21 protein-coding genes are annotated in these 26,461 nt (G+C 70.6%); 7 read left to right on the forward strand and 14 right to left on the reverse strand.

The genetic code is table 11. The annotated features are described in order from the left end of the window. Window positions 1-28: 28 nt before the first annotated feature. The 3 genes from ACZ4UV_RS01540 to ACZ4UV_RS01550 form a co-directional block, all read right to left on the reverse strand. Window positions 29-856, reverse strand: a complete 828-nt coding sequence (locus ACZ4UV_RS01540; RefSeq protein ID WP_467835247.1) for an ABC transporter permease — start codon at window positions 854-856, stop codon at window positions 29-31. A gap of 100 nt (window positions 857-956) precedes the next feature. Further along, complete coding sequence (locus ACZ4UV_RS01545; protein ID WP_390038129.1) at window positions 957-1,931, reverse strand: ABC transporter ATP-binding protein; 975 nt, start codon at window positions 1,929-1,931, stop codon at window positions 957-959. Window positions 1,932-2,157: 226 nt separating this feature from the next. Further along, window positions 2,158-3,381 (reverse strand): NYN domain-containing protein, encoded by a 1,224-nt coding sequence (locus tag ACZ4UV_RS01550; RefSeq protein WP_390038128.1) that lies wholly within the window; start codon window positions 3,379-3,381, stop codon window positions 2,158-2,160. Between the two features lie 220 nt (window positions 3,382-3,601). Between ACZ4UV_RS01550 and ACZ4UV_RS01555 the strand changes: the two genes are divergently transcribed. Next, entirely contained in the window at window positions 3,602-3,781 is a 180-nt protein-coding gene (locus ACZ4UV_RS01555; protein WP_390038126.1) for a hypothetical protein, read from the forward strand. A gap of 124 nt (window positions 3,782-3,905) precedes the next feature. Here the strand turns inward: ACZ4UV_RS01555 and dnaE are convergent, their stop codons facing one another. Next, a complete protein-coding gene (gene dnaE / locus ACZ4UV_RS01560) occupies window positions 3,906-7,445 on the reverse strand; it encodes a DNA polymerase III subunit alpha (protein WP_390038124.1) in 3,540 nt (1,179 codons plus the stop codon). A 275-nt stretch (window positions 7,446-7,720) separates the two neighbouring features. On the opposite strand from dnaE, the gene ACZ4UV_RS01565 reads away from it, so the two are divergent. The 4 genes from ACZ4UV_RS01565 to ACZ4UV_RS01580 all read left to right on the forward strand — a co-directional run bounded on the left by ACZ4UV_RS01565 (window position 7,721) and on the right by ACZ4UV_RS01580 (window position 12,566). Beyond that, a complete protein-coding gene (locus tag ACZ4UV_RS01565) occupies window positions 7,721-9,070 on the forward strand; it encodes a DUF2252 domain-containing protein (RefSeq protein ID WP_351489539.1) in 1,350 nt (449 codons plus the stop codon). A 67-nt stretch (window positions 9,071-9,137) separates the two neighbouring features. Further along, entirely contained in the window at window positions 9,138-9,830 is a 693-nt protein-coding gene (locus tag ACZ4UV_RS01570; protein ID WP_451017102.1) for a hypothetical protein, read from the forward strand. A 128-nt stretch (window positions 9,831-9,958) separates the two neighbouring features. Continuing rightward, window positions 9,959-10,801 (forward strand): thioredoxin domain-containing protein, encoded by an 843-nt coding sequence (locus tag ACZ4UV_RS01575; protein WP_390038121.1) that lies wholly within the window; start codon window positions 9,959-9,961, stop codon window positions 10,799-10,801. A 94-nt stretch (window positions 10,802-10,895) separates the two neighbouring features. Further along, the gene (locus tag ACZ4UV_RS01580; RefSeq protein WP_451017103.1) at window positions 10,896-12,566 is read left to right on the forward strand and encodes an alkaline phosphatase D family protein; all 1,671 of its coding nucleotides are present in this window, start codon (window positions 10,896-10,898) and stop codon (window positions 12,564-12,566) included. Window positions 12,567-12,573: 7 nt separating this feature from the next. On the opposite strand, the gene ACZ4UV_RS01585 is transcribed toward ACZ4UV_RS01580, so the two are convergent. Beyond that, on the reverse strand, window positions 12,574-13,143 hold the full coding sequence (locus ACZ4UV_RS01585; protein WP_467835253.1) for a dienelactone hydrolase family protein: 570 nt from the start codon (window positions 13,141-13,143) through the stop codon (window positions 12,574-12,576). Window positions 13,144-13,265: 122 nt separating this feature from the next. On the opposite strand from ACZ4UV_RS01585, the gene ACZ4UV_RS01590 reads away from it, so the two are divergent. Then, a complete protein-coding gene (locus ACZ4UV_RS01590; RefSeq protein WP_451017110.1) occupies window positions 13,266-14,378 on the forward strand; it encodes a mechanosensitive ion channel family protein in 1,113 nt (370 codons plus the stop codon). Between the two features lie 20 nt (window positions 14,379-14,398). Here the strand turns inward: ACZ4UV_RS01590 and ACZ4UV_RS01595 are convergent, their stop codons facing one another. From ACZ4UV_RS01595 to ACZ4UV_RS01620, 6 genes are all read right to left on the reverse strand, one after another. Continuing rightward, window positions 14,399-15,139, reverse strand: a complete 741-nt coding sequence (locus ACZ4UV_RS01595) for an SDR family NAD(P)-dependent oxidoreductase (protein WP_351497041.1) — start codon at window positions 15,137-15,139, stop codon at window positions 14,399-14,401. A 203-nt stretch (window positions 15,140-15,342) separates the two neighbouring features. Then, a complete protein-coding gene (locus ACZ4UV_RS01600; RefSeq protein WP_351497039.1) occupies window positions 15,343-16,929 on the reverse strand; it encodes a Na+/H+ antiporter in 1,587 nt (528 codons plus the stop codon). Window positions 16,930-16,985: 56 nt separating this feature from the next. Beyond that, window positions 16,986-17,456, reverse strand: coding sequence for a GNAT family N-acetyltransferase (locus ACZ4UV_RS01605; RefSeq protein ID WP_467835257.1), 471 nt, complete (start codon window positions 17,454-17,456; stop codon window positions 16,986-16,988). Further along, window positions 17,453-18,397, reverse strand: coding sequence for an RluA family pseudouridine synthase (locus ACZ4UV_RS01610; protein ID WP_451017107.1), 945 nt, complete (start codon window positions 18,395-18,397; stop codon window positions 17,453-17,455). The genes ACZ4UV_RS01605 and ACZ4UV_RS01610 overlap by 4 nt, the downstream gene beginning before the upstream one ends. A gap of 66 nt (window positions 18,398-18,463) precedes the next feature. Next, the gene (gene lspA / locus ACZ4UV_RS01615; RefSeq protein WP_351497033.1) at window positions 18,464-19,078 is read right to left on the reverse strand and encodes a signal peptidase II; all 615 of its coding nucleotides are present in this window, start codon (window positions 19,076-19,078) and stop codon (window positions 18,464-18,466) included. Between the two features lie 67 nt (window positions 19,079-19,145). Further along, window positions 19,146-19,994, reverse strand: coding sequence for a TraR/DksA family transcriptional regulator (locus tag ACZ4UV_RS01620; RefSeq protein WP_467835261.1), 849 nt, complete (start codon window positions 19,992-19,994; stop codon window positions 19,146-19,148). A gap of 593 nt (window positions 19,995-20,587) precedes the next feature. On the opposite strand from ACZ4UV_RS01620, the gene ileS reads away from it, so the two are divergent. Then, the gene (ileS, locus tag ACZ4UV_RS01625) at window positions 20,588-23,731 is read left to right on the forward strand and encodes an isoleucine--tRNA ligase (RefSeq protein ID WP_467835264.1); all 3,144 of its coding nucleotides are present in this window, start codon (window positions 20,588-20,590) and stop codon (window positions 23,729-23,731) included. 366 nt (window positions 23,732-24,097) lie between these two features. Here the strand turns inward: ileS and ACZ4UV_RS01630 are convergent, their stop codons facing one another. Genes ACZ4UV_RS01630 through ACZ4UV_RS01640 form a run of 3 tightly spaced genes read right to left on the reverse strand, consistent with a single transcriptional unit; the run spans window position 24,098 to window position 26,394 of the window. Beyond that, window positions 24,098-25,360 (reverse strand): DivIVA domain-containing protein, encoded by a 1,263-nt coding sequence (locus ACZ4UV_RS01630; RefSeq protein ID WP_467835267.1) that lies wholly within the window; start codon window positions 25,358-25,360, stop codon window positions 24,098-24,100. A 55-nt stretch (window positions 25,361-25,415) separates the two neighbouring features. Continuing rightward, window positions 25,416-25,700 (reverse strand): YggT family protein, encoded by a 285-nt coding sequence (locus ACZ4UV_RS01635; RefSeq protein ID WP_046729537.1) that lies wholly within the window; start codon window positions 25,698-25,700, stop codon window positions 25,416-25,418. 52 nt (window positions 25,701-25,752) lie between these two features. After that, on the reverse strand, window positions 25,753-26,394 hold the full coding sequence (locus tag ACZ4UV_RS01640; RefSeq protein ID WP_390038101.1) for a cell division protein SepF: 642 nt from the start codon (window positions 26,392-26,394) through the stop codon (window positions 25,753-25,755). Window positions 26,395-26,461: the final 67 nt, after the last annotated feature.

Below are 26,461 nucleotides of genomic sequence, written 5' to 3' on the forward strand. Positions count from 1 at the left end.
ATCGTGCCAGGTCGGCCTGTGGGGCGCGTCACCGGACGGCGGCCCTGCGGTACGCCCAGGTGGCGGCGGCCAGCGAGACGACCCCCACCCCCGCGCACACCCCCAGGTCAGCGAGGACGACGGCCCAGTCGGGCCGCGCCCCGAAGGTACGGGCGTAGGCCTCCACTCCGTACGTCGAGGGCAGCAGGTCCCGCGCGAACCGGATGATCCCCGGCATCCGGTCCGGCGGCAGCACGCCGAGCAGCAGCGCCGCCGACATGCCCAGCTGCCCGAGGAGCGTGGCGAGTTCGGGGCGCGGCGCGAGCAGTCCGCAGGCCGCGCCGAGCCCCGCCAGAGCCGCCCCCGCGAGCGGGATCACGGCGAGGAGGATCCACAGGTTCCCGAGCGGCAGCCCGAACAGCACGCACCCGAAGGCGGCGGTCACCAGCGTTCCCGGCACGGTGAAGGAGGCGTACGCCGCGGCCGCCCCGAGCACCACCGAGGCCGGCGGCACGGGCAGCGTGGCGTAGTGGTCGAGCCCGCCGCTGGCCCGCAGCTGCCCGAAGTACTGCGCCAGCAGGTTCAGCGCCACGAAGGCCACCACGACCACCGAGGAGCCCGCCACCACGGACTGGGCCTCGCCCCGCGAGTCCACCACCCCGCGCATCATGATCATGATGCCGACGGACTGGAAGGTCGCGACGAACAGCAGCGGGATCCGCGCCACCCGGGCCCGGGACAGCTGCGCACGGTAGACGGCCGCCAGCGACGGCCACAGCCGCGCCCGCGGGCCCAGCTCGGCCACCGGGCCGCCCGGCGCCGTCTCCTCCACGGCCAGGGCACCGCCCGGCAGAACCTCAGCGGGTACGACACTCACGTCGCGCTGCTCCCTTTCCGTGCGGCACCTGCGGCCCGTACCGCTGCCGCGTCTTTCCGTACGCGCCCGGCAGCCGTCCTGTTCACCCTCACGTTCGCCGTCACGCCTTCACCAGCCCCTGCCGTGCGGCGCCGCCCAGCGCCAGGTAGACGTCCTCCAGGCTGGGCGTGGCGAGGGTGAAGTCGTCGAGGGCGGCGAACGCGGCCCCGCCGGTCACCGTGGCGACGACGGCACGCGCCTCCTCGGGCGCGAGCCGCAGCGTCCAGCGCCGGCCGGACTCGACGGCACGCTCCCGCAGGACGGCCACCTCGGGCACGTCCAGCGGCGCGTGCTCCCGCCACACCAGCTCGACCCGCACCTCACCGGCGACCCGTTCCTTGAGCCCGGCGGGGGTGTCGCAGGCGATGACCCGCCCCTGGTCGAGGACGGCGACCCGGTCGAGGACCGTCTCGGCCTCGATGACGTTGTGGGTGACCAGCACCACGGTGGCGCCCTGCTCGGCCCGCCGCCGGTCCACGGCGGCCCACACGGCCCGGCGGGCCACGGGGTCCATCCCGGTCGTCGGCTCGTCGAGCACCAGCAATTGCCGTTCCCCGACCAGCGCGGCGGCGAAGCAGGCGAGCCGCCGCTGGCCTCCGGAGAGCTTCTTGAGCGCCCGCCCGGCGATCGGCGTGAGGCCCAGTTCCTCCAGCACGGCGTCGCGCTCGCGCCGCGCCTGGCGCACATCCAGTCCGCGCAGCCGCCCGGTGGTCTCGGCCGCGAGGGACACGGTCAGCTCGTCGAGGGCGCTGGACTCCTGCCCCAGGTAGGCGAGGATCCGCGCGGCCCGCTCCGGGTGCCGCACGATGTCGTGCCCGAGGATCTCGACACTGCCCGCATCGGGCCGCAGCAGCCCCGTGAGCTGCCGTACGAGCGTCGACTTGCCGGCCCCGTTCGGCCCGAGCAGCCCGAAGATCTCCCCGCGCCGGACATCGAGCTCCACCCCGTCGGTGGCCCGCACCTCGGGCACGGCGGGAGCACCACGCCGCCCTTTGACCGCGGCGTAGGTCTTGGTCAGCCCACGCACCGCACACACGACATCACCCTGCCGCCGAAGTGCCCGACCCACGCCCGTACTCACAAGGGACGAGACTACGGGGTCGCCCCCGTTTACTCGCCTTTGGGGCGCCTCAGCTCTCCAGCCCCGTGGGGACAGCGCGCCCCAAAGGGGCGCGGGGCTGCATCAATATGCGGCTCCTCCGCGTGGGCGCGACCAGCCCCCACCGGCCCGCAGCCGAACTACCTCCCGCAGTGCCCTCGACTCACTCCGCCGACGCATGCTCCCCGGCCCCCGCCGGCACATCGAACTCTCTCCAGAACCCCGCCCGAATGGCGTAGCGGTCATGCTCGTCGATCTGGTCGTCCTTGTGCGCCAGCAACCCGAACCGCGCCGCGTACCGCAACAGCTCCCCGTCGATCCGGTGCGGAATCCGCGGATACATCCCGGACAGCTTCTGCAGATGCATCTGATCCCCGAGCCGTGACATCCACCGCCGGGCGAACACCTGACCGACCTCGTACGGATCCCCGCCGACGGTCGTGATGTCCTCCTCCCGGTCGGCCCACCGCTGCTCCGCGGTGGTCAGCTGCGCCAGCGTCGGCATGGAAGCCGCCTCCGCCGGCTCCGCCGCGACCCCCGGCCGGTCCACCCACCCCTTGTCGGAGGACCACCGCAGGGTGGCCGTGGTCGCCGGGTGCTGGACCGGCTGCGCGCCCGGTGCCCGCAACGCGGCGAGATCCTTGGGCGTCGGCACCCCCTTCGGCGCCGGCACCCGCTCCGGCGCCCCGTTCTCCACGACGCTCGCCGCGGGCGCCCGCTCCACGTCCTCGGTCCCCGGCTCGGGGGCCGCCGCCAGCGAGGACTCGGGCAGGGGCGCCGAGAGGATCGCGGCGATCTCCGGCCGCGGGACCGGCGGCGGCGCACAGACCCCGGTCAGCTCCTTGGCCCGTACCGCCTGGGTGATCCACGCCCGGTCCAGCACCCGCCGCTCGTCGGCCTCGGCGACCAGGTCCTCGGACTGGTTGTAGTCGCCGTCGGCGGCCTGCACGGCCCACAGGTGTACGGCCACCCCGTGCTCCTTGGCGGCCATCATGCCCGGCAGCAGGTCCCCGTCGCCGGTCACGAGCACGACGTCGGAGCAGGCACGGTTGCGGGCCAGCTCGGTCAGCTCGGCGTGCATGGCCGCGTCCACGCCCTTCTGCGCCCAGCGTCCGTCGCTGCGGGTCAGCGCCCCGAGCCGGACGGTCACCCGGGGCATCACGCGCAGCCGGCGGTGTTCCGGCTGCGGGACACGGTCGGGGGCGCCGTCGAACCAGTAGATGCGCAGCAGCGGACGCTCGGTGTCGGACTCCGCGCGGTCGCGCAGCGCCTGGATCAGCGCGGCGTGGTCGACGGTGATGCGGGATCGGGAGGGCTCACCGGCGAGGAGACTGGCGGCGGCACCCAGCAGATACCCGGCGTCCACCAGGACGATGCAGCGGTCCACGCGACTCACCCTCTTTCCGGGAGGTTTGCTTTCGGGGCTTCCTTCGAGTCTGCCCGACCACGCGGGGGTTAACGGCCCGAACTCGATCTTCGGCGTGGCGTTTCGGGTCCTTGCTCTCCGACAAGCCCTGTTACAGACGGTAATTATCCGAAATGCGTCTGTTGTCAGCCTATGTGAATCTGAATTCGGCCCCTAGATCCCCCACAGGAGGCAGATCACCATGGCCAAGAACAAGAACCGCAAGGGTGGCTCCCAGAGCCGCACCCCGCAGCAGACCGAGCAGACCCACGAGCACGGGCAGCGGACGTCGGGCGAGACCCAGGACTCGCCGGTGACGCACATCCAGGGCAGCCCGGCCGACGTTGCGCGCAAGAAGCAGAAGAGCTTCGGCCACAACTGAGCGGACTGACCAGGTCCCTGCGGGCTTGTTGAAGCCCGGGCATGCGGGAGGGGCGCACCCGTTGCGGGTGCGCCCCTTCCGCGCGTGTACGACCGGGCGTGTACGGCCGGCCGGGAGCCGGGGCCTATCCGGCCAGGCAGGACGGGCCGAGCAGCACCTTGAGGTCGCCGAAGAGCGCCGGGTCCGGCTTCACCCGGTGCCGGTCCAGGCGCAGCACGGTCGTCTTGGTCGGGCCCTGGAGCTTGATCCGGACCTCGCTGTCGCCCTTGTGGTGGCTGAGGATCTCGCCGAGGCGGCTGACCATCGGCGGGGTGACCCGGGTGGCGGGGATGGTGAGGATCACGGGCGCGTTGGTGCCCGCGTTGGACAGGTCGGGGACCGCCAGCTCCATCGCCACCAGGCGCGGCACGTCCTCGCGCTTGTCGAGGCGGCCCTTGACGAACACGACCGCGTCCTCGACGAGTTGGGTCGAGATCAGCTGGTAGGTCGCCGGGAAGAACATGCACTCGATGGAGCCCGCGAGGTCCTCCACGGTGGCGATCGCCCAGGCGTTGCCCTGCTTGGTCATCTTGCGCTGCAGGCCCGAGATGATGCCGCCGATGGTCACCACGGCCCCGTCGGCGTGCTCGCCGCCGGTGAGCTGGGCGATGCCCGCGTCGGCCTTGTCGGAGAGCACGTGCTCCAGGCCGAAGAGCGGGTGGTCGGAGACGTACAGACCGAGCATCTCCCGCTCCTGGGCGAGCAGATAGGTCTTGTCCCACTCGTCGTCGGTGAACTGCACGTCGAGTCCGAAGCCGGGCTCGCTGGTCTCCTCCTCGCCCATCCCGCCGAAGAGGTCGAACTGACCCTCGGCCTCCTTGCGCTTGACCGCGACGACGTTGTCGATCATCGGTTCGTACTGCGCGGTGAGGCCCTTGCGGGTGTGCCCCAGGGTGTCGAACGCGCCCGCCTTGATCAGGGATTCCGTGGTGCGCTTGTTGCAGGCGACCGCCTCGACCTTGTCGAGGTAGTCGGGGAAGGAGGCGTACTTGCCCTTGGCCTTGCGGCTCTTGATGATCGACTCGACCACGTTGCTGCCGACGTTGCGCACGGCCTCCAGGCCGAACAGGATCACGTCGTCGCCCTGGGCGGCGAAGTTGTGCACCGACTCGTTGACGTTCGGCGGGAGCACCTTGATGCCCATGCGGCGGCATTCGTTGAGGTAGATCGCCGACTTGTCCTTGTCGTCCTTGACGGAGGTCAGCAGGGCGGCCATGTACTCGGCCGGGTAGTTGGCCTTGAGGTAGGCGGTCCAGTAGGAGACCAGGCCGTACGCGGCCGAGTGCGCCTTGTTGAACGCGTAGCCGGCGAACGGGACCAGCACGTCCCACAGGGCCTGGATCGCCTCGTCGCTGTAGCCGTTCTTCTTGGCGCCAGCCTGGAAGATCGTGAAGTTCTTGGCCAGTTCGTCGGGCTTCTTCTTGCCCATCACGCGGCGCAGGATGTCGGCCTCGCCGAGGGAGTAGCCGGCGATGATCTGGGCGGCCTTCTGCACCTGCTCCTGGTAGACGATCAGGCCGTAGGTGACCGCGAGGACCTCTTCGAGGGGCTCCTCCAGCTCCTTGTGGATCGGGGTGATCTCCTGGAGCTTGTTCTTGCGCAGCGCGTAGTTCGTGTGCGAGTCCATGCCCATCGGTCCCGGACGGTAGAGCGCCGACACGGCGGAGATGTCTTCGAAGTTGTCCGGCTTCATCAGGCGCAGCAGGGAGCGCATGGGGCCGCCGTCGAACTGGAAGACGCCGAGGGTGTCGCCGCGCTGGAGCAGTTCGAAGGTCGTCGGGTCGTCCAGCGGGAGCGCCAGGAGGTCGATGTCGACGCCCTTGTTGGACTTCACCATCTTGACGGCGTCGTCCATGATCGTGAGGTTGCGCAGGCCCAGGAAGTCCATCTTCAGCAGGCCGAGCGACTCGCAGCTCGGGTAGTCCCACTGCGTGATGGTCACGCCGTCGGTGTGCCGCACCCACACCGGAACGTGCTCGGTGATGGTCTCGCTGGACATGATGACGCCGGCGGCGTGCACACCCATCTGCCGGACCAGGCCCTCGACGCCCTTGGCGGTGTCGATGACCTTCTTCACGTCCGGCTCGTTCTCGTACATCCCCCGGACCTCGCCCGCCTCGTTGTAGCGGGGGTGCGCGGAGTTGGTGATGCCGTCCAGGTCGATGCCCTTGCCGAGGACGTCGGCGGGCATGGCCTTGGTGATGCGGTCGCCCATCGCGTACGGGTAGCCGAGCACGCGCGCGGAGTCCTTGATCGCGTTCTTGGCCTTGATCTTGCCGTAGGTGCCGATCATGGCGACCTTGTCGGCGCCGTACTTCTCGGTCACGTACCTGATCACCTCGACGCGCCGGCGCTCGTCGAAGTCGATGTCGACGTCGGGCATGGAGACGCGCTCGGGGTTGAGGAACCGCTCGAAGATCAGGCCGTGCGGGATCGGGTCCAGGTCGGTGATGCCCATGGCGTAGGCGACGATCGAGCCGGCCGCGGAGCCTCGGCCGGGGCCGACCGCGATGCCGTTGTTCTTGGCCCACATGATGAAGTCGGCGACGACGAGGAAGTAGCCCGGGAACCCCATCTGGATGATGACGTCCATCTCGTACTCGACCTGCTTCTGCCGGTCGTCCGGGACGCCGCCGGGGAAGCGGCGGTCCATGCCCCGGCGGACCTCCTCCTTGAACCAGGTGACCTCGGTGTAGCCGTCGGGGATGTCGAACTTCGGCATGAGGTTCTTCGCCTCGAACATGCCGGTGGTGTCGACCATCTCGGCGACCAGGAGGGTGTTGGCGCAGCCCTCCTGCCAGGCGTCCGAGGAGTCGATGGCGTACATCTCGTCCGTGGACTTGAGGTAGTAGCCGGTGCCGTCGAACTTGAAGCGGTCCGGGTCGGAGAGGTTCTTGCCGGTCTGGATGCACAGCAGGGCGTCGTGGGCGGTCGCCTCGTGCGCGTAGGTGTAGTGCGAGTCGTTCGTCACCAGCGGCGGGATGCCGAGCTTCTTGCCGATCTCCAGGAGGCCGTCGCGGACCCGGTGCTCGATGTCGATGCCGTGATCCATCAGCTCCAGGAAGTAGCGGTCCTTGCCGAAGATGTCCTGGTAGTCGGCGGCGGCCTTCAGGGCCTCGTCGTACTGCCCGAGGCGCAGCCGGGTCTGGAGCTCGCCGGAGGGGCAGCCGGTGGAGGCGACGATCCCCTCGGACCACTGGGCGATGGTCTCCTTGTCCATCCGGGGCCACTTCTGCAGCCAGCCCTCGGCGTACGCGTCCGAGGAGAGCCGGAAGAGGTTGTGCAGCCCCGTGCTGTTCACGGCCCACATCGTCTTGTGGGTGTAGCCGCCGGAACCGGAGACGTCGTCCCGCTTCTGGTGCGGCTGGCCCCACTGGATCTTGCGCTTGTTGCGCCGCGACTCGGGGGCGACGTACGCCTCGATCCCGATGATCGGGGTGACCCCGGCCTTCTTCGCGGAGTGGAAGAAGTCGTACGCCCCGTGCAGGTTGCCGTGGTCGGACATGGCGATGTGCGTCATGCCCATCTCGTTGCAGGCGTTGAACATGTCCTTGAGCCGCGCGGCACCGTCCAGCAGCGAGTACTGGGTGTGGACGTGCAGGTGCGTGAAGGGCGGCTTTGACACGGTTTCGGCCTCCGAATTGAACAAGTGCGGCGCGAAGCGCCTCGTTGAGGGGCGGTGGTCGGGTGACGGGTGGGCGGGCGTCGACGATCTCCCCACCGGCTGCGGACAGTCTGGTGGGACAGCGGAATCCTATGCCTCGGCACTGACACCGGGCGGGCTGCCCCGCGTACCTTCATGCGAAGAAAGCGGGCACTCCCGCGGACCGTCGCACGTTGGTCCGGGCGAGAGATCCGTGCCACATGTCAGGCATCACCCGTACCAGGAGGCACCCAGCGATGTCGGTCCCCCAGCTCAACGGCGAGCAGCGCGGCGAGGAGATCCTCGCCGTCTTCGACACCGCCTTCGGCGAGCTCCTGGCCGCCGACCCGGCCGCGTTCCGCGTGAAGTTCCGGAAGATGGCGGCCTCGGCCTTCGCCTTCTACCGGGGCACGGCCGCGCTCTTCTACCACGACCTGGACGCGGTCCACGCCGGCCAGGGCGGCGGGCGGACATACACCGGTCCGTACCTGGACGAGCGCACCTCGCGCGTGTGGATCCACGGCGACCTGCACGCGGAGAACTTCGGCACGTACATGGACTCCAACGGCCGCCTGGTCTTCAACGTCAACGACTTCGACGAGGCCTACGTCGGCCCGTTCACCTGGGACCTGAAGCGCTTCGCCGCCTCCATCGCGCTCATCGGGTACGCGAAGGCGCTCAGCGACGAGCAGATCACCGAGCTGGTGGAGGTGTACGCGGACGCGTACCGCGAGCGCATCCACGCGCTGGCGACGGGTGCGAAGAGCGACGAGGTGCCGCCCTTCACCCTGGACACCGCCGAGGGCCCGCTGCTCGGCGCGCTGCGCGCGGCCCGCTCGCTGACCCGTTTCGAGCTGCTGGACTCGATGACGGAGATCCGCGACTGGGAGCGCCGCTTCGCCTCCGGCGGCGGCTCCATCGAGTTGGACGCGGCCACCCGCTACAAGGTCCTGGCCGCCTTCGACGGCTACCTGGAGACGCTCCCGGAGTCGTCGCTGTCCCGTCCGGACTCCTACCGGGTGAAGGACGTCGTCGGCCGCCGCGGGATCGGCATCGGCTCGGCCGGCCTGCCGTCGTACAACATCCTCCTGGAGGGTGCCACGGACGCCCTGGAGAACGACGTGGTGATCTACATCAAGCAGGCCCAGACCCCGGCCGTCTCCCGGCACGTCACGGACCCGGCGATCCGCGACTACTTCCGGCACGAGGGCCACCGCACGGTGATCTCGCAGCGCGCCCTGCAGGCGCACGCCGACCCGTGGCTGGGCTGGACCGAGCTGGACGGCGCGGGGCAGCTGGTCGCCGAGGTGTCGCCGTACGCGGTGGACCTGGACTGGAGCGACATCGACGACCCGGAGGAGATCGCGGCGGTCGTCGCGGACCTCGGCCGGGCCACGGCGTCGATGCACTCGGCGGCCGACGACACCTCCGGCGAGTCCCTGGTGCCGTTCTCCACCGAGCGGGCCATCGACGCGGCGATAGCGGCCGACGAGGACGGTTTCGCAGGGCTGCTCACCGAGTTCGCGCACAGCTACGGCGCCCGCGCGCGTGCCGACCACCAGATCTTCGTCGACCTCTTCCGCAACGGCCGCATTCCAGGGCTGTAACCTTCGCCGATTCTCAGGGCCTTTTTAGGGGTCCCTTACATGAGTACGTGACAGACTCTCCACCGCTATGGACATATCCGGGACCCAGCTCAGAGCCGTGCGCGCGGCGCTGTTCACGGCTTTCGTCGTGACGCTCAGCACCGCGTCGCACGTGCTGCTGTCCCGGGCCCCGCTGCCGTTCACCACGGTGGCCGCGGTCGCCGCCGGGGTGTTCGGCACGGCGTACGCGCTGGCGGGCCGCGAGCGCGGCTTCGGCCGGATCGCGGTCCTGCTGATCCCGCTGGAGCTGGCCGCCGACACGGTCTTCACCACCGGCCAGCACGCCTGCTACGGCCGCGCGGGCGGCCCCATCGCGGGCCCGCTGCGTGCGGTCGGCCTCGACGTGCTCTGCCACGGCGGCACGGTCGGCACCCCGCTGGCCCGGATGACCGGCGGCTCCCGCACCGCCGTGGCCCTCGCGCACGCCGACCCGGCCGCCGCCTGGCTGCTGCTCGCCGCGCACGTCGGCGTCGGTCTGCTCGCCGCCGCGTGGCTGCGCCGCGGCGAGCGTGCCCTGACCCAGCTGCTGCGTGCGGTCGCCGCCACCACCTTCCGCCCGCTGCTCCTCGCGGCCGCCGCGGGCACGGCCCGGCCGGCTCCGGTACGACGGCTGCCGCGCCCGGCACCGCACCCGGCCGCCGTCCGCGACCTGCTCCTCGTGCACTCCCTGGGACGGCGCGGACCGCCGTGCTCCGGGGCGCTCGCCCTGCCCTTCGTCTGAGCGCCCCCGCCCGCCCGAGCACGCCCCTCGTCCGAGTACTCCGAACACTTCGAGCGCTCCGAGTACGACGAGTCCCCCACACGTATCCCGCGTACGACATGTGCGCGTCCCCTATGGAGATCACCGACATGAGCAAGCGGAACAGCGCAGCTGCCAAGAACGCGGCCCGGGAGCGGCTGCGCGCCGAGCGCGAGAAGCAGGCCAAGCGTGCCAAGGTCAGGCGGCAGGCCATCGTGGCCTGCTCGGTCGTGGCCGTGCTGGCCGCGGCGGGCGGCATAGGCTATGCCGTCGTCCAGGCCAACAAGCCGAGTTACTGGGAGTCGGAGAAGGACGCCAAGGTCGTCGCCCCGGCCAACACGACGGGCACGGACGGCACCACCGTCGTCATCGGCAAGTCCACCGCCACGAAGACCCTGAAGGTCTACGAGGACCCGCGCTGCCCGATCTGCGCCCAGTTCGAGCAGACCGTCGGTTCGACGGTGAAGAAGGACATCGACGACGGCAAGTTCAAGATCCAGTACATCGGCGGCACGTTCCTCGACGGCGACGCGCTCGGCAAGGGCACGATCGGTTCCCGCGGCGAGGGCTCCAAGAACGCGCTGAGCGCCATGGGCGCCGCGCTGAACGTCAGCGACGAGGCGTTCCTGGAGTACAAGACCGCGCTGTACTCGAAGAAGTGGCACCCGGACGAGTCCACCGACAAGTTCAAGAACGACAGCTACCTCATCGAGGTCGCCGACACCGTCCCGGCGCTGAAGAACAACAAGTCCTTCCAGGCCGACGTGAAGTCCGGCAAGTACGACGCCTGGGCGCTGGCCATGTCGAAGACCTTCGACACCAACAAGGACGGCGTGACGGGCACCCCGAGCTTCGTCATGAACGGCAAGATGCTGACGGCCGACTCCAACGGCAACCCGCCGATGACGGTCGAGGCCTTCAACTCCGTGGTGGACGCGGCCCTCAAGGGCTGACGCCGGACCGGAATTCTCGGCTCCACGTGAAGAGCAGGCGAACTTTCGTCGGTTCGCCTGCTCTTGTTCATACTGGTCAGTAACCTGAGCGCTCGTGACCAGTCGAAACAGATCAATACAGTCTTCCGAGAGTGCACACTCCCTCTCCCCCCGCCGCCGTACGGTCGTCAAGGCCGCGGCGGCGACCGCTGTCCTGGCCGCACCGCTGGCCGCCGCACTGCCGGCCCGGGCCGCCTCGGACGCGCCCGCCTTCCTGCACGGCATCGCCTCCGGCGACCCGCTCCCCGACGGCATCCTGCTGTGGACCCGGGTGACGCCGACCGCCGACGCGACGCCGGGCTCCGGGATCGGCCCGGACACCGAGGTCAGCTGGGTCGTCGCCACCGACAAGGCGCTGACGAACGTCGTCTCCAAGGGCTCCACCACCGCGAGCGCCGCCTCCGACCACACCGTCAAGGCGGACATCCGCGGCCTGGCCCCGGCCACCGACTACTGGTTCCGCTTCTCGGCCGGCTCCACGGACTCCCCGGTGGCGCGTACCCGCACCGCACCCGCGGCGGACGCCACCGTCCCGGGCCTGCGCTTCGGCGTGGTCTCCTGCGCCAACTGGGAGGCCGGCTACTTCGCCTCCTACCGGCACCTGGCCGCGCGGAGCGACCTCGACGCCTGGCTGCACCTCGGCGACTACATCTACGAGTACGGCACCGGCGAGTACGGCACCCGGGACACCGTGGTCCGTGAGCACGCGCCCACCCACGAGATCATCACCCTCGCCGACTACCGCATACGGCACGGCAAGTACAAGACCGACACCGACCTGCAGGCCCTGCACGCCAAGGCACCGGTCATCGCCATCTGGGACGACCACGAGTTCGCCAACGACTCCTGGTCCGGCGGTGCCGAGAACCACACCGAGGGCGCCGAGGGCACCTGGACGGCCCGTCAGGCCGCCGCCAAGCAGGCCTACTTCGAGTGGATGCCGGTCCGCCCGGCCATCGCCGGCACCACCTACCGCCGGCTGCGCTTCGGCAAGCTCGCCGACCTCTCCCTGCTCGACCTGCGCTCCTTCCGCTCCCAGCAGGTGTCCACGGGCAGCGGCTCGGTCGACGACCCGGACCGCACCATCACCGGCCGCGCCCAGCTCGACTGGCTCAAGGCCGGTCTGAAGGCCTCCGACACCACCTGGCGGCTGGTCGGCAACTCGGTGATGATCTCGCCGTTCGCCATCGGCTCGCTCTCCGCCGACCTGTTCAAGCCGCTCGCCAAGCTGCTCGGCCTGCCCCAGGACGGCCTCGGCCTCAACACCGACCAGTGGGACGGCTACACCGACGACCGCCGCGAGCTGCTGGCCCACCTGCGCTCCAACGCGATCGGCAACACGGTGTTCCTGACCGGCGACATCCACATGGCCTGGGCCAACGACGTGCCGGTGGACGCCGGGACCTACCCGCTGTCCGCCTCGGCCGCCACCGAGTTCGTGGTCACCTCGGTGACCTCCGACAACCTCGACGACATCCTCAAGGTCTCCCCCGGCGTCGTCTCCACCGTCGCCGCCCCGGTCATCCAGCTGGCCAACCGCCACGTGCACTGGGTCGACACCGACCGGCACGGCTACGGCATCCTGGACATCACGGCCGCGCGGGCGCAGATGGACTACTACGTCCTCTCCGACAAGACGAAGGCCGACGCCACCTCGTCCTGGGAGCGGTCGTACCGCACCCGCAGCGGCACCCAGAAGGTCGAGCGCACCTACGACCCGGTGTAACCGTCACCTACAGCGTGTCGAGGAAGCCGAGCGCCACCCGCCAGGTGGCCTCGGCGGCCTCCTCGTCGTAGTCCGGCAGACCGGGGTCGGTGTAGAGGTGACCGGCTCCCGGGTACCGGTAGACCTCCACGTCGGCGCCGGCCCGGCCCATCTGCAGGTACCAGGCGCTGAGCCAGTCGTCCGTCTCGAAGGCGTCCGGCCCGGCCACGTGCAGCTGCACCGGCAGGTCGTCCACCGAGGCGCTGGGCGCGATGTCCGACGTGCCGTGCAGAAGCAGCAGCCCCCGCGCCCGCTCGTCGCCCAGCGCCAGCGTCTGCGCGATCGAGGCGCCCAGCGAGAACCCCGCGTACACCAGCCCGCGCTCCGAGTACGGCGCCGCCGCCAGCACGGCCCGCTTCAGCAGCTCGTCCTTGCCGAGCGACTCGTTGAACTCCATGCCCTCCTCGACCGTGTCGAACGTGCGTCCCTCGAACAGGTCCGGCGTCCACACCTCGTGCCCGGCGGCACGCAGCCGGTCCGCGGCCTCGCGCACCGCGGGCCTGAGCCCATAGGACGAGTGAAAGAGCATGATGTTCATGCGCCCATGGTGCCAGCCGCCGCCGACAGTACCGACCTGCCTCCGACCGCGACCGTGACGTCCTTCTCACCGGGCGGCATGTTCAGGACCCCACAGATCCGGTTACGTTCGAAGCCATGGAGATGGAGAACGTACTCCGCCCGCTGATCGTGTTCGGCGGCGCCGTCGTCCTCACCCTGCTGATCGGCTGGGCGACCGATCTACTGCTGCGCAAGGCCGACGCGCGGCACAGCGAGACGCCGCTGTGGGGCCTGCTGCGCCGCGGCCGCATCCCCTACCAGCTGGTGCTGTGCGCGGCCCTGCTCAGAGGCTCCTACGACCAGGCCCAGCTGATCCTGGAGCACCGGGTCGCCGTCGGCCAGATCCTGACCCTGGTGCTGATCGGGTCGGCCGCCTGGCTGGTGGTGCGGATCGCGGCGGCCATCGTGCAGTCGACCTACGACCGCTATGCCCGTGCCCACCACGACGCGGCCCGGGTCCGCCGGGTGCGCACCCAGGTGTCGCTGATCATGCGGGTGGTGACGGCGGTCGTCGGTGTGGTGGCCGTGGCGGCGATGCTGCTGACCTTCCCGGCGATGCGCGCGGCCGGCGCCTCCCTGCTGGCCTCCGCCGGAATCCTCGGCATCGTCGCCGGTGTGGCCGCCCAGTCCACCCTGGCGAACATGTTCGCCGGTCTGCAGATCGCCTTCGGCGACATGGTGCGCCTCGGTGACACGGTCGTGGTCGACGGCGAGTGGGGCACGGTCGAGGAGATCACCCTGACCTTTCTGACGGTACGCACCTGGGACGAGCGCCGGATCACCATGCCGGTGTCGTACTTCACCTCCAAACCCTTCGAGAACTGGTCGCGGGGCACCCCGCAGATGACCGGGATCGTCTACTGGCATCTCGACCACTCGGCACCGGTCGAGGCCATGCGGGACAAGCTCCAGGACATCCTGCGCGAGTGCCCGGCCTGGGACGGGCGGGCCTACGGCCTGGTGGTCACCGACTCCACGCCGAACACCATGCAGGTGCGGGCGCTGGTGACCGCCAAGGACGCGGACGACATCTGGACGGTCCGGGTGACCGTCCGCGAGCAGATGATCACCTGGCTGTGCGCGGAGCACCCGTACGCCCTGCCCCGGGTCAACACGGCCGACGCGGTCCTGCCGCCCGGCGGGATCATCCCCTCCCAGGACGGGGCGGCGGTCAACCGGCGCCTGCACGAGCCGCCCCGCACCGGCCCCCGCTGACCGCTCCGCCTCCCTCGCCCTCAGTGGCCGCGTTCGGCGCCGCCGTTGACCTGGACGATCTGCGAGGTGACGTGCCCGGCGGCCGGGGAGGCCAGCCAGTGCAGGGTGGCGGCGACGTCACCGGGGGTGCCGGCCCGCCCTGTCGACGTCTCGGCGACGAGCCGCTGCCGCCGGGCCTCCTCGACGGGGCCGCCGAAGAACTCGGTGTCCTCGACATACCCCGGCGCGACCACGTTCACGGTGACCCCGCGCGGGCCGAGCTCCCGGGCCAGGTCGTGGGCGTACGGGTGCAGGGCCGCCTTGGAGGCGGCGTAGGAACCGCTCCCCGAGCCCCGGAAGGCCGCTATGGAGCTGATGAACAGCACCCGCCCGCCGGGATCGGCCAGCCGGTCCTTCAGCGCCTCCGTGAGCAGCACGGCGGTCAGCGTGTTCTGCCGGAAGTTGCCGGTCCAGACGCGCGCGGCGGCGTCGAGCGGGTCGCCGGTCTCCGCGTCCGGCGCGAGGGCCGCGTTCCCTCCGGCGCTGTGGACGAGGACGTCCACGGTCCCGAACTCCTCGGCGACGAACCGCGCGACCGCGCGCACCTGCTCGGGTTCGGCCAGATCGGCGGCGTACACCTCCGCCCCGGGCACCCCCGCTTTCTCCAGCACCTCCCTGCGCCGCCCGAGCAGCAGCACCCGATCCCCGTCCCCGGCGAACACCCGCGCCGCGGCGAGCCCGATCCCGGTTCCTCCACCACTGATCACAATGTTCCGAGCCATGATCCGAGACTACGAGGACGAAGCCGACGGCGCCTGTGACTGTCCACAGCCGCCATGTGCTTGTATTACGGCCCGGGTTCGGCAGCGCCCCGAAGGGGCGCTGGGGGTACCCCCGGCCCGAAGGCTGGGGGAGGAACTGCGCGACCAGCCACGACGGCGCCGCGGACGGCAGACGGCCCATCGCGGCACTGCCGGCGGAGCGCTCAGCGCAGGCTACGCACGTCCAGATGCCGCAGCACCCGGTCCACGATCTCCGGATCCGCCCCCGGCTCGCTCCGCGCCGCCAGCACCTCGTGCCGCGCCGCGCTCAGCATCTCCTGCTGGATCCGCCGCAACCGCTTCAGCCGCCGCATCCGCTTGTCGTGGCCCTCCCGCCGCTCGTCCTCGACCACGTCGGGGCTGATCCGGAACCCGATCTCGAAGGCCCGCCGCAGCATCTGCTCCGTCACGTCCTCGGGCAACTCCTCGACCTGCTCGATCTCCTTCAGACGCCGCCGTGCCGCCTTCGCCGCCCGAACCGCCAGCTCCTTCTCGATCTCCTTCTCGCGGTCGGTGTCGGCCCGCACCCCCAGCCGTTTCACCAGCCACGGCAGGGTCAGCCCCTGGAGAACCAGCGTCGCCATGATCACGCCGAAGGCGATGAAGACGATCACGTCCCGGTCCGGGAAGGCGGATCCGTCGTCGGTCTTCAGCGGGATGGCCAGGGCCAGCGCCACCGACGCCACCCCGCGCATCCCGGACCACCACATCACGATGGTCTCCCGCCAGCTGGTCGGGATCTCCTCGTCGTAGTCCCGCCGGGCGTGCAGCCGCTTGGTCAGCCAGGTCGCCGGCAGCAGCCAGACCAGCCGCACCACGACCACCACGCCCACGATCGCGGCCGCCCAGCCGAGCAGCTCCCCCCAGCGGCCGGACGCCGTGCGGATCGCGTTGTGCAGCTCCAGGCCGATCAGCCCGAACGCGACACCCGTGACGAGCGTGTCGACGATGTCCCAGAAGGTGTATCCGGCGAGCCGGGTCATGACGTCGTCGGCGTCGGTCGCGTACTCGGCGATGAACAGGGCGGTGGTGAGCACGGCGAGGACGCCGGAGCCGTGCAGTTCCTCGGCGATGACGTAGGAGGCGTACGGGACGATCAGGGTCAGGCCGATCTGCAGGGTCGCGTCGCCGAGCACGTCCATCAGCTTGTTCGCGCCCCAGCCGAGCACCAGCCCCACGACGACCGCGACCACGGCGGACAGCAGGAAGTCCAGCCCGGCCCGCCACGGCGAGAACGTGCCGCTGACCACGGCCGCGATGGCCACGTGGTAGAGCACGATGGCCGTGACGTCGTTGAAGAGGCCCTCGCCCTCCAGGATCGACACCAGCCGGCGCGGCAGCCCGAGCTGTCCGGCGACGGCGGTCGCGGCGACCGGGTCGGGCGGGGCGACCAGCGCGCCCAGCGCGATCGCGGCGGCGATCGGCAGCCCGGGCACGATCGCGTTGGCGACGACGGCCACGCACAGCGTGGTGACGAAGACCAGAGCCACGGCGAGCAGGAAGATCGGCCGTTTGTTGGCCGCGAACTGCCGCCAGGAGGTCCGCCGTACCGCGGCGTAGAGCAGCGGCGGCAGCAGGCCGGGCAGGATCAGCTCGGGCGGGATGTTCACGTTCGGCACGAAGTCGGCGACCGCGAGGACGATCCCGAACAACGTCATCAGCACGGGCGCCGGCAGTCCGAACCGGTCCCCCACCGGAACGCTCACCAGGGCCCCGAGCAGCAGCACGAACAGAAGGGCCAACTGATCCACGGCCAGCGCTCCGGGTGTAGACGATCACACAGCGGGCCTCCAGCCTGCCATGCCGGCTACAGAACCCTGCGCATCCCCCGGTGCGGGATGCCCGCCTCCTCGTACTCCGGCCCGTACGGCTCGTAGCCCAGCCGCTCGTAGAAGCCCAGCGCGTGGGTCTGCGCGTGCAGGTCCACCGCGGTCAGGCCACGCGCACGTGCGGCCCCCTCGATGGCCCGGACCAGGGCGACGCCCACGCCGAGCCCGCGGGCCTCCGCGGCGACCGCGAGGCGGCCCAGGGAGCCGAGGGACGGGTCGCCGCCGGTCTTGGCCGCGGCCGGCTCGCCGTGCAGCAGCCGGCCGGTGCCGAGCGGTACGCCGTCCTCGCGGACCGCCAGGACGTGCACGGCGACGGGGTCGTACTCGTCGTACTCCAGGTCCTCGGGGACGCCCTGTTCGACCACGAAGACCTGCTTGCGCACCGCGAAGCACGCCTCCAGGTCGGCGGGGTCCCCGGCGACCCGCACCCCGTACGCGCGCGTGCTCATCCGTAGGTCTCCTCGCGGACCTGGTCGAGCGCCTTCTGCAGGTCGGCCGGGTAGTCGCTGGCGAACTCGACCCACTCGCCGTCCCCGGGGTGCTCGAAACCGAGCCGGACGGCGTGCAGCCACTGGCGGGTCAGGCGCAGCCGCTTGGCGAGCGTCGGGTCGGCGCCGTAGGTGAGGTCGCCGACGCAGGGGTGGCGGTGGGCGGCCATGTGGACGCGGATCTGGTGGGTGCGGCCGGTCTCCAGCTTCACGTCGAGCAGGGAGGCCGCGCGGAACGCCTCGATGAGGTCGTAGTGGGTCACGGAGGGCTTGCCGTCGGCCGTGACCGCCCACTTGTAGTCGTGCTGCGGGTGGCGGCCGATCGGGGCGTCGATGGTGCCGCTGGTCGGGTCGGGGTGGCCCTGCACGAGCGTGTGGTAGCGCTTGTCGACCGTGCGCTCCTTGAACTGGCGCTTCAGCGATGTGTACGCCCGCTCCGACTTGGCGACCGCCATCAGGCCCGACGTGCCGACGTCGAGGCGGTGCACGATGCCCTGGCGCTCGGCGGCGCCGGAGGTGGAGATGCGGTAGCCGGCGGCCGCCAGGCCGCCGATCACGGTCGGGCCGGTCCAGCCGGGGCTGGGGTGCGCGGCCACGCCGACCGGCTTGACGATCACGACCACGTCCTCGTCGTCGTGCACGATCTCCATGCCCTCGACGGGCTCCGCGACGATCTGCACGGGCGCGGGCGCCCCCGGCATCTCGACCTCCAGCCAGGCCCCGCCGTGCACCCGCTCGGACTTGCCGACCACCGAGCCGTCGACCTGCACCTTTCCCGCCGCGGCCAGCTCGGCCGCCTTGGTGCGGGAGAAGCCGAACATGCGGGAGATGGCGGCGTCGACGCGCTCGCCCTCCAGGCCGTCGGGCACGGGCAGGGTTCGGATCTCGGGAAGCGTACTCACCCGTCGAGTATGCCGGACAGCGCCGACGGCCCCGTACGCAAGCCCCTGAAGCCCCTGGGGCCACCCTCAGTCCTTGTGGACGGTCCCGTCGGGGTCCAGGCCGCGGAAGGAGAGCAGCACGATCAGGACCCCGCCGCAGACGATCGCGGAGTCGGCCAGGTTGAACACCGCGAAGCCCTTGGGCGCGATGAAGTCGACGACCTGGCCCTCGAAGATCCCCGGCGAGCGGAAGATCCGGTCGGTGAGGTTGCCGAGCGCGCCGCCGAGCAGCAGGCCGAGCGCGACCGCCCAGGGGAAGCTGTACAGCTTGCGGGCCAGCCGGAAGATCACGACGATCACGGCCGCCGCGATCACCGTGAAGATGATCGTGAAGGCGCCGCCGAAGCCGAAGGCCGCGCCCGGGTTGCGGATCGCGTGGAACTCCAGCCAGTCGCCGATGACCTCGATCGGCGCGTGGTGCTCCAGCTTCGCGACCACGATCATCTTGCTGACCAGGTCGAGGGCGTACGCGAAGGCGGCCACCGCGAAGAGCACGGCGATCCGGCGCCCGCGGCCGGGCCGCCGGTCCGCGGTGGACTGCTGATCCGCACCGGACGCCTCGGCCGCGCCGGGCGCCGCCGTCCGCTCGCCGCCGTCGTCCGGGGTGCCCGGCGTACCGATGATGCGTTCCGCCTCTGCCACGTGAGTCCCTCAACCTAGGTGCCTGCCTCGGGACGAGACTACGGCACGCCCCAGGGGACCCCGATGCTCAGTAGCGGCGTTCCTGCTTCTGCTTGCACTCGACGCACAGGGTGGCCCTCGGGAAGGCCTGCATCCGGGCCTTGCCGATGGGGTTCCCGCAGTTCTCGCAGAGGCCGTAGGTGCCCGCGTCGAGCTTCTGCAGGGCGCGTTCGGTCTGTTCGAGCATCTCGCGCGCGTTGGCGGCCAGCGCCAGTTCGTGCTCGCGGGTGATGTTCTTGGTGCCGGTGTCGGCCTGGTCGTCACCCGCGCCGTCCCCGGAGTCCCGCATCAGCCCGGCCAGGGCGCTCTCGGACGCCTCGAGCTCGGCGCGCAGCCGCATCGCCTCGGCCGTCAGCTCGGTGCGCGCCTCCGCGACCTCCGCCGGCGTCCACGGGTCCTCGCCGGGACGCACCGCGAGTTCGCCCGGAGCCGCTGTGGCGACCCGCGCCTTGGGGAGGGCGGTGTCCGCCGCCGCGGCCGTGCCAGGAGTCTTCTTCGCAACCACCGTCGTGGCTCCCGTCTGCTTCGCGGCCCGCGCCGCGCCCGCTTTCTTGGCCGTGCTCTTCTTGGCCGTGCTCTTCTCCGCCGCGGTCTTCGTCGCCGCGGTCCTGGACGCGCTCTTCTCCGCCTTCTCCGACTTCGCCCCGTCGGCCTTCTTCGCGGTGGCCTTCTTCTCGGCCGCCTTTCTCACGGGCGCCTTTTTCGCGGTCTCCTTCTTGGCGGAGCCCTTTTCACCCGGTGTTTTCCTGGAAGGAGCCGCCGCTGCCGCACGCGTGCCCTGCTTTCCGCCGCCCCCTTCGGTGTCGCCGTCGGAGGCAGCCGCGCCCCTGGACCGGCCGGGCGCCGGCTGCTGTACGGCGGTCTTCTTCGCCACCATGGCCGCAGCCCCTTCACATATTGTGATCTTGCACGCGAATCGTGCTGGGACGATAAATCGACTTGAGTCCCGCGGCAACGGGGCACGCCGCCCGATCCGCCTGCCCCGCACCCCCCACGCAGCAGGTATGCATGCGTTGTGCCCAGCTCCCCGCGCGGTAATCCGCCGAGCAGGACATCCCAGGATGCGAACACGCGTACCTCGCCATTCGGGTCATCCCGGCAGGCGGACCGCTCCGCCCCTGCGGCGCCCGGAAAACCGGTCGGCCGCTGTCCGTGCGGCGCCGTACACTGGGCGGAGCGAGAAGCGTGGATGGGGACGAGTAGCGCCGTACGCAGCCCAGAGCGACCCGGGGACGGTGGAAGCCCGGGGGCGAGCGCGACGTGAAGATCACCCCGGAGCCGCCGGAAGAAAGCCCCGCACGGGCCAGTAGAGCCGGCTTCGCGACCCCAATGAGGGGGCTCACCGGCGCGTACGGCGTCCGGAGGGCCAAGGAGGGTGGTACCGCGGGAGCGCGCCGCACACGGCGTACGGAAGTCAAGGCTCTCGTCCCTCCGACGGAAGGCAGCAAGTCCGTTGGAGGAAGCTCGCAGATGACAGCGCCGACGTACCGCCAGGTGCCCGCCCAGGTCGACCTGCCCGCCCTCGAGCACGCCGTGCTCGACTTCTGGCGCGAGCAGAAGATCTTCGCCAAGACCCTGGAGCAGTCCGAGGGCCGCCCCGAGTGGGTGTTCTACGAGGGCCCGCCCACCGCCAACGGCATGCCCGGCGCCCATCACATCGAGGCGCGCGTCTTCAAGGACGTCTTCCCCCGCTTCCGCACCATGCGCGGCTACCACGTGGCCCGCAAGGCCGGCTGGGACTGCCACGGCCTGCCTGTCGAGCTCGCGGTCGAGAAGGAGCTGGGCTTCAGCGGCAAGCCGGACATCGAGAAGTACGGCATCGCCGAGTTCAACGCCAGGTGCCGGGAGTCGGTGACCCGCCACACCGACGCCTTCGAGGCGCTGACGACCCGCATGGGGTACTGGACCGACCTGGACGACGCCTATCGCACGATGGACCCCGAGTACATCGAGTCGGTCTGGTGGTCGCTGAAGACGATCTTCGACAAGGGTCTGCTGGTCCAGGACCACCGCGTCGCCCCCTGGTGCCCGCGCTGCGGCACCGGCCTGTCCGACCACGAGCTGGCGCAGGGCTACGAGACGGTCGTCGACCCCTCCGTGTACGTCCGTTTCCCGCTCACCTCCGGTCCGCTCGCCGGTCAGGCCGCGCTCCTGGTGTGGACGACCACCCCGTGGACCCTGGTGTCCAACACGGCGGTCGCCGCGCACCCGGAGGTCACCTATGTCGTCGCGACCAACGGCGAGGAGCAGCTCGTCGTCGCCGAGCCGCTGCTCGCCAAGGCGCTCGGCGAGGGCTGGGAGACCACGGGCCAGACCTTCACCGGCGCCGAAATGGAGCGCTGGACCTATCAACGTCCGTTCGAGCTCGTGGAGTTCCCGGAACCGGCGCATTACGTCGTGAACGCGGAGTACGTCACGACCGAGGACGGTACGGGTCTGGTCCACCAGTCCCCCGCCTTCGGTGAGGACGACCTCAGGGTCTGCCGCGCCTACGGCCTGCCGGTGGTGAACCCGGTCCGCCCGGACGGCACCTTCGAGGAGGACGTGCCCCTGGTCGGCGGCGTCTTCTTCAAGAAGGCCGACGAACAGCTCACCGAGGATCTCAAGCAGCGCGGCCTCCTCTTCAAGCACCTGCCGTACGAACACAGCTACCCGCACTGCTGGCGTTGCCACACCGCGCTGCTCTACTACGCGCAGCCGTCCTGGTACATCCGCACGACGGCGATCAAGGACCGCCTGCTCGCGGAGAACGAGAAGACGAACTGGTTCCCGGAGACGGTCAAGCACGGCCGGTACGGGGACTGGCTGAACAACAACATCGACTGGGCGCTGTCCCGCAACCGCTACTGGGGCACCCCGCTGCCGATCTGGCGCTGCGAGGAGGACCACCTCACCGTGGTCGGCTCCCGCGCGGAGCTGACCGAGCTGACCGGCACCGACCAGTCGGAGCTGGACCCGCACCGCCCGTTCATCGACGAGGTCACCTTCGCGTGCCGCCACGACGGCTGCGGCAGGACGGCCACGCGCGTGCCGGAGGTCATCGACGCCTGGTACGACTCGGGTTCGATGCCGTTCGCGCAGTGGGGCTACCCGTACAAGAACAAGGAGCTGTTCGAGGGCCGGTACCCGGCGCAGTTCATCTCCGAGGCGATCGACCAGACGCGCGGGTGGTTCTACACCCTGATGGCCGTCGGCACGCTGGTCTTCGACCAGTCGTCGTACGAGAACGTGGTCTGCCTGGGGCACATCCTCGCCGAGGACGGCCGCAAGATGTCCAAGCACCTGGGCAACATCCTGCAGCCGATCCCGTTGATGGACCAGCACGGCGCGGACGCGGTGCGCTGGTTCATGGCGGCCGGCGGATCCCCGTGGGCGGCCCGCCGGGTCGGGCACGGCACGATCCAGGAGGTCGTCCGCAAGACGCTGCTGACGTACTGGAACACGGTCGCCTTCCAGGCGCTGTACGCCCGTACGTCGAACTGGGCGCCGTCCGCGGCGGACCCGGCCCCGGCCGACCGCCCGGTCCTGGACCGCTGGCTGCTCTCCGAACTGCACGCGCTCACCGACCAGGTGACGCAGGCGCTGGAGGCGTACGACACCCAGCGCGCCGGCAAGCTGCTGTCGGCGTTCGTCGACGACCTGTCCAACTGGTACGTCCGCCGTTCTCGGCGCCGCTTCTGGCAGGGCGACAAGGCCGCGCTGCGTACGCTGCACGAGGTCGTGGAGACCGTCACCAAGCTGATGGCCCCGCTGACCCCGTTCATCACCGAGCGGGTGTGGCAGGACCTGGTGGCGCCGGTGACCCCGGGGGCGCCGGAGTCGGTGCACCTGTCGTCCTGGCCGGAGGCGGACCTGTCCGCGATCGACCCGGAGCTGTCGAAGCAGATGGTTCTGGTACGACGGCTCGTGGAGCTCGGCCGGGCCACGCGCGCGGAGTCGGGTGTCAAGACGCGGCAGCCGCTGTCCCGGGCGCTGGTCGCGGCGGTCGGTTTCGACGCGCTCGACCGGGAGTTGCACGGGCAGATCACCGAGGAGCTGAACGTCTCCTCGCTGGCGTCCCTCTCCGAGGTGGGCGGCTCGCTGGTCGACACGACCGCGAAGGCCAACTTCCGGGCGCTCGGCAAGCGGTTCGGCAAGCGGGTGCAGGAGGTCGCCAAGGCGGTCGCCGCGGCGGATGCGGCCGCGCTGTCGCTGGCGCTGCGCGAGGGCACGGCGTCGGTCGAGGTCGAGGGCGAGACGGTGACGCTGGCGCCGGACGAGGTGATCATCACGGAGACGCCTCGTGAGGGATGGTCGGTGGCGTCGGACTCCGGTGCGACCGTCGCGCTCGACCTGGAGATCACGGAGGAGCTGCGGCAGGCCGGGCTCGCCCGGGACGCGATCCGGCTGATCCAGGAGGCGCGCAAGAACAGCGGGCTGGACGTGGCCGACCGGATCGCGCTCAGGTGGGTGTCGACCGACCCGGCGGTGATCGCGGCGCTGGCGGAGCACGCTGCGTTGATCGCCGACGAGGTGTTGGCGACCGACTTCTCCCAGGGCGAGGGGGATGACGGGTACGGCGCTCCCTTCACCGACGAGGGGCTCTCGCTGACGTTCCGCCTGCGCAAGGCGTAGCCGCCGGCCTGTTCGAGAAGGGGCCCGGTCTCCACGGTGGGGATCGGGCCCCTTCTGTGTGCGGGTCGGAGCGCCCGCCGTGCGCGGTTCCCCGCGCCCCTTCAGGCACACCTGCCTCCTAGCACCCTCGGGTCGGCGCCCTGAGCATGCGCGGTTCCCCGCGCCCCTTCAAGCGCACCCCCCTCGCACCCTCGGGTCGGCGCCCTGAGCGTGCGCGGTTCCCCGTGCCTCTGGTGGGGTCGGTGGGCGCTCCTGAGAGGCGGGGTGGTTGCACAACCCGCGTAAAAAGGGCGGGGCCCCGGATCGGAATCCGGGGCCCCGCCCTTTGGTGCTCTGCCGACGGCTACGCGCGCTACGCGCCCGCCGTCAGTTGTCGTCCTCGTCGATGAGGAAGCCGCGCATCGGGGACGGCGCCTGGCCCATCGGAGAGGGGCCCTGCGGGCGTACCGGTGCCATCGGCTGGGTCATCGCCGGCGTCATCTGCTGCTGGCCGCCGTAGGACGGGGCAGCGGGGGACGGGGCGCCCATCGACGGGTTGCCGCCGTAGGACGGGGCGCTCGCGCCGGCCGGCGCCATGGAGGGCGCCGGGGACGGCGGGAGGGAGGCCGCGGCCGGGGTGCGCGGCGGCGCCAGGGAGTCGTCGGCCTGGGTCTCCAGCTGACGCAGCTGGGACTCGAGGTACGACTTCAGACGCGTGCGGTACTCGCGCTCGAAGCCGCGCAGGTCCTCGACCTTGCGCTCCAGCGTGGCGCGGGCGGACTCCAGGGAGCCCATCGCGACGCGGTGCTTCTCCTGCGCGTCCCGCTCCAGCGCGTCGGCCTTGGCACGGGCGTCACGCTCCAGACCCTCGGCGCGGCTGCGGGCCTCGCCGACGATCTTGTTGGCCTCGGAGCGGGCCTCGGCGATCGCCTGGTCGGCGGTCTGCTGGGCCAGCGAGAGGACACGGGCGGCGCTGTCGCCACCGGGGCCCTGACCGGGGCCGCCCATCGGACCACCCATGGGGCCGCCCATCGGACCACCCATCTGCTGCTGCATGGGGGGCTGGCCACCCATGGGGCCCATGCCCTGGCCCATCGGGCCGGGACCCTGACCCATCGGACCCTGGCCCATCGGACCGGGGCCCTGGCCCATCGGACCCTGGCCCATCGGACCGGGACCCTGCGGACCGCCCTGGCCACTGGGACCGGCCGGCAGCTGCGGGGCGCCGCTCGGCAGCTGCGGGGGACCGCCCATGGGGCCACCCATCTGCTGCTGCGGCGGGCCCGATATGCCGGCGGGCACCGGAGCGCCGGGACCTCGCATACCCTGCTGCGGCATGCCGCCCTGAGGCATGCCCTGCTGCGGCATACCACCCTGCTGAGGCATGCCCTGCTGGGGCATCCCGCCCTGAGGCATGCCGCCCTGCTGGTCCTGCGGCTCCGGAGGCTTGCGCATGTTCTGCTGGTTCTGGGCAGCAGCGCGCGTGGCCGCGGCCAGCTTGGCGCGCAGGTCCTCGTTCTCGCGGAGCAGGCGCGTCAGTTCGGCTTCGACCTCATCGAGGAAGGCATCGACCTCGTCCTCGTCATAGCCTTCTCGGAGGCGGACGGTCGTGAACTGCTTGTTCCGCACGTCCTCGGGGGTCAACGGCATCTCTTCACCTCAACGTAGTCGTCGGCATCGGCAAGACGGTAGGTCACATCGCTCATCACAGCCGACCAACGATCGCGATCAGGATGTAGACGATGATCATCAGTACGAAGAAGGACAGGTCGAGCGCCACGCCCCCGAGACGCAGCGGCGGGATGAACCGCCGCAGAAGCTTGAGCGGTGGATCGGTGACAGTGTAGGTGGCCTCAAGTACGACCACCATCGCCTTGCCGGGTTGCCATGAGCGGGCGAACTGGAACACGTAGTCCATGACCAACCGGAAGATGAGCACGATGAGGAAGCACATCAGCGCGATGTAGATCACATCCAGGAACACGCTCATGGTCCGTGCTTTCCCTCTCCCCTGTTTCCGTGCCTCGTACCGGTCTTGCGTCTCAGCTCTGGTTGAAGAACCCGCCCTCTGCGATGCGGGCCTTGTCCTCCGCCGTGACATCGACGTTAGCAGGCGACAACAGGAACACCTTCTGCGTCACCCGCTCGATGCTGCCGTGAAGACCAAACACCAAACCGGCCGCAAAGTCGACAAGTCGCTTCGCGTCTGTGTCATCCATCTCAGTCAGATTCATGATCACCGGGGTGCCCTCACGGAAGTGTTCCCCGATGGTACGGGCCTCGTTGTAGGTCCGGGGGTGAAGCGTGGTGATCCGGTAAGGCTCTCGTTCCGACACGACCTTGGGCATGATCACCGGTGCGTTCTTCTCCAGGCTTGCGCGTTCTTGTGTGATGGACGCCACGGGGGCGATGCGCGCCGGGCGTCCCGATTCCGCGGGGAGCACAGCGGAATGCGACACCGGTTCGCGTGGGGGCGACGGCTGTACCACTCGTACCGAATCGTCCCTTTGGGACTGGTGTGAACCGTGGGACTGATGTGACGGCTCGTGCCGTCGATGATCCCGCTCCGGCTCCGGGTCCAGTTCGGGCTCGAAGTCGTCGTCGGGGTCGAATCCGCGGCCGTCGTACCCATCGTCCTCCACGAGGCCGAGGTAGACCGCCATCTTGCGCATCGCGCCGGCCATGCTCTGAGTCCTCCGCTCTGTGGTGGATCGGTGACGACTGCCAAGTCCCGCGATCCACACGGCCGTT

Source organism: Streptomyces sp. NPDC028289 (assembly GCF_055565975.1).

Excerpts from the sequence above, each read along its gene's own strand:
- ACZ4UV_RS01565 (WP_351489539.1), top strand. The coding sequence starts at position 7,721 with ATGTCGGTCCCCCAGCTCAACGGCGAGCAGCGCGGCGAGGAGATCCTC.
- ACZ4UV_RS01595 (WP_351497041.1), bottom strand. The coding sequence starts at position 15,139 with ATGGCTCGGAACATTGTGATCAGTGGTGGAGGAACCGGGATCGGGCTC.
- ACZ4UV_RS01555 (WP_390038126.1), top strand. The coding sequence starts at position 3,602 with ATGGCCAAGAACAAGAACCGCAAGGGTGGCTCCCAGAGCCGCACCCCG.
- ACZ4UV_RS01575 (WP_390038121.1), top strand. The coding sequence starts at position 9,959 with ATGAGCAAGCGGAACAGCGCAGCTGCCAAGAACGCGGCCCGGGAGCGG.
- ileS (WP_467835264.1), top strand. The coding sequence starts at position 20,588 with ATGACAGCGCCGACGTACCGCCAGGTGCCCGCCCAGGTCGACCTGCCC.
- ACZ4UV_RS01590 (WP_451017110.1), top strand. The coding sequence starts at position 13,266 with ATGGAGAACGTACTCCGCCCGCTGATCGTGTTCGGCGGCGCCGTCGTC.
- ACZ4UV_RS01640 (WP_390038101.1), bottom strand. The coding sequence starts at position 26,394 with ATGGCCGGCGCGATGCGCAAGATGGCGGTCTACCTCGGCCTCGTGGAG.
- ACZ4UV_RS01570 (WP_451017102.1), top strand. The coding sequence starts at position 9,138 with ATGGACATATCCGGGACCCAGCTCAGAGCCGTGCGCGCGGCGCTGTTC.
- ACZ4UV_RS01635 (WP_046729537.1), bottom strand. The coding sequence starts at position 25,700 with ATGAGCGTGTTCCTGGATGTGATCTACATCGCGCTGATGTGCTTCCTC.
- ACZ4UV_RS01605 (WP_467835257.1), bottom strand. The coding sequence starts at position 17,456 with ATGAGCACGCGCGCGTACGGGGTGCGGGTCGCCGGGGACCCCGCCGAC.
- ACZ4UV_RS01585 (WP_467835253.1), bottom strand. The coding sequence starts at position 13,143 with ATGAACATCATGCTCTTTCACTCGTCCTATGGGCTCAGGCCCGCGGTG.
- ACZ4UV_RS01630 (WP_467835267.1), bottom strand. The coding sequence starts at position 25,360 with ATGCCGTTGACCCCCGAGGACGTGCGGAACAAGCAGTTCACGACCGTC.
- ACZ4UV_RS01620 (WP_467835261.1), bottom strand. The coding sequence starts at position 19,994 with ATGGTGGCGAAGAAGACCGCCGTACAGCAGCCGGCGCCCGGCCGGTCC.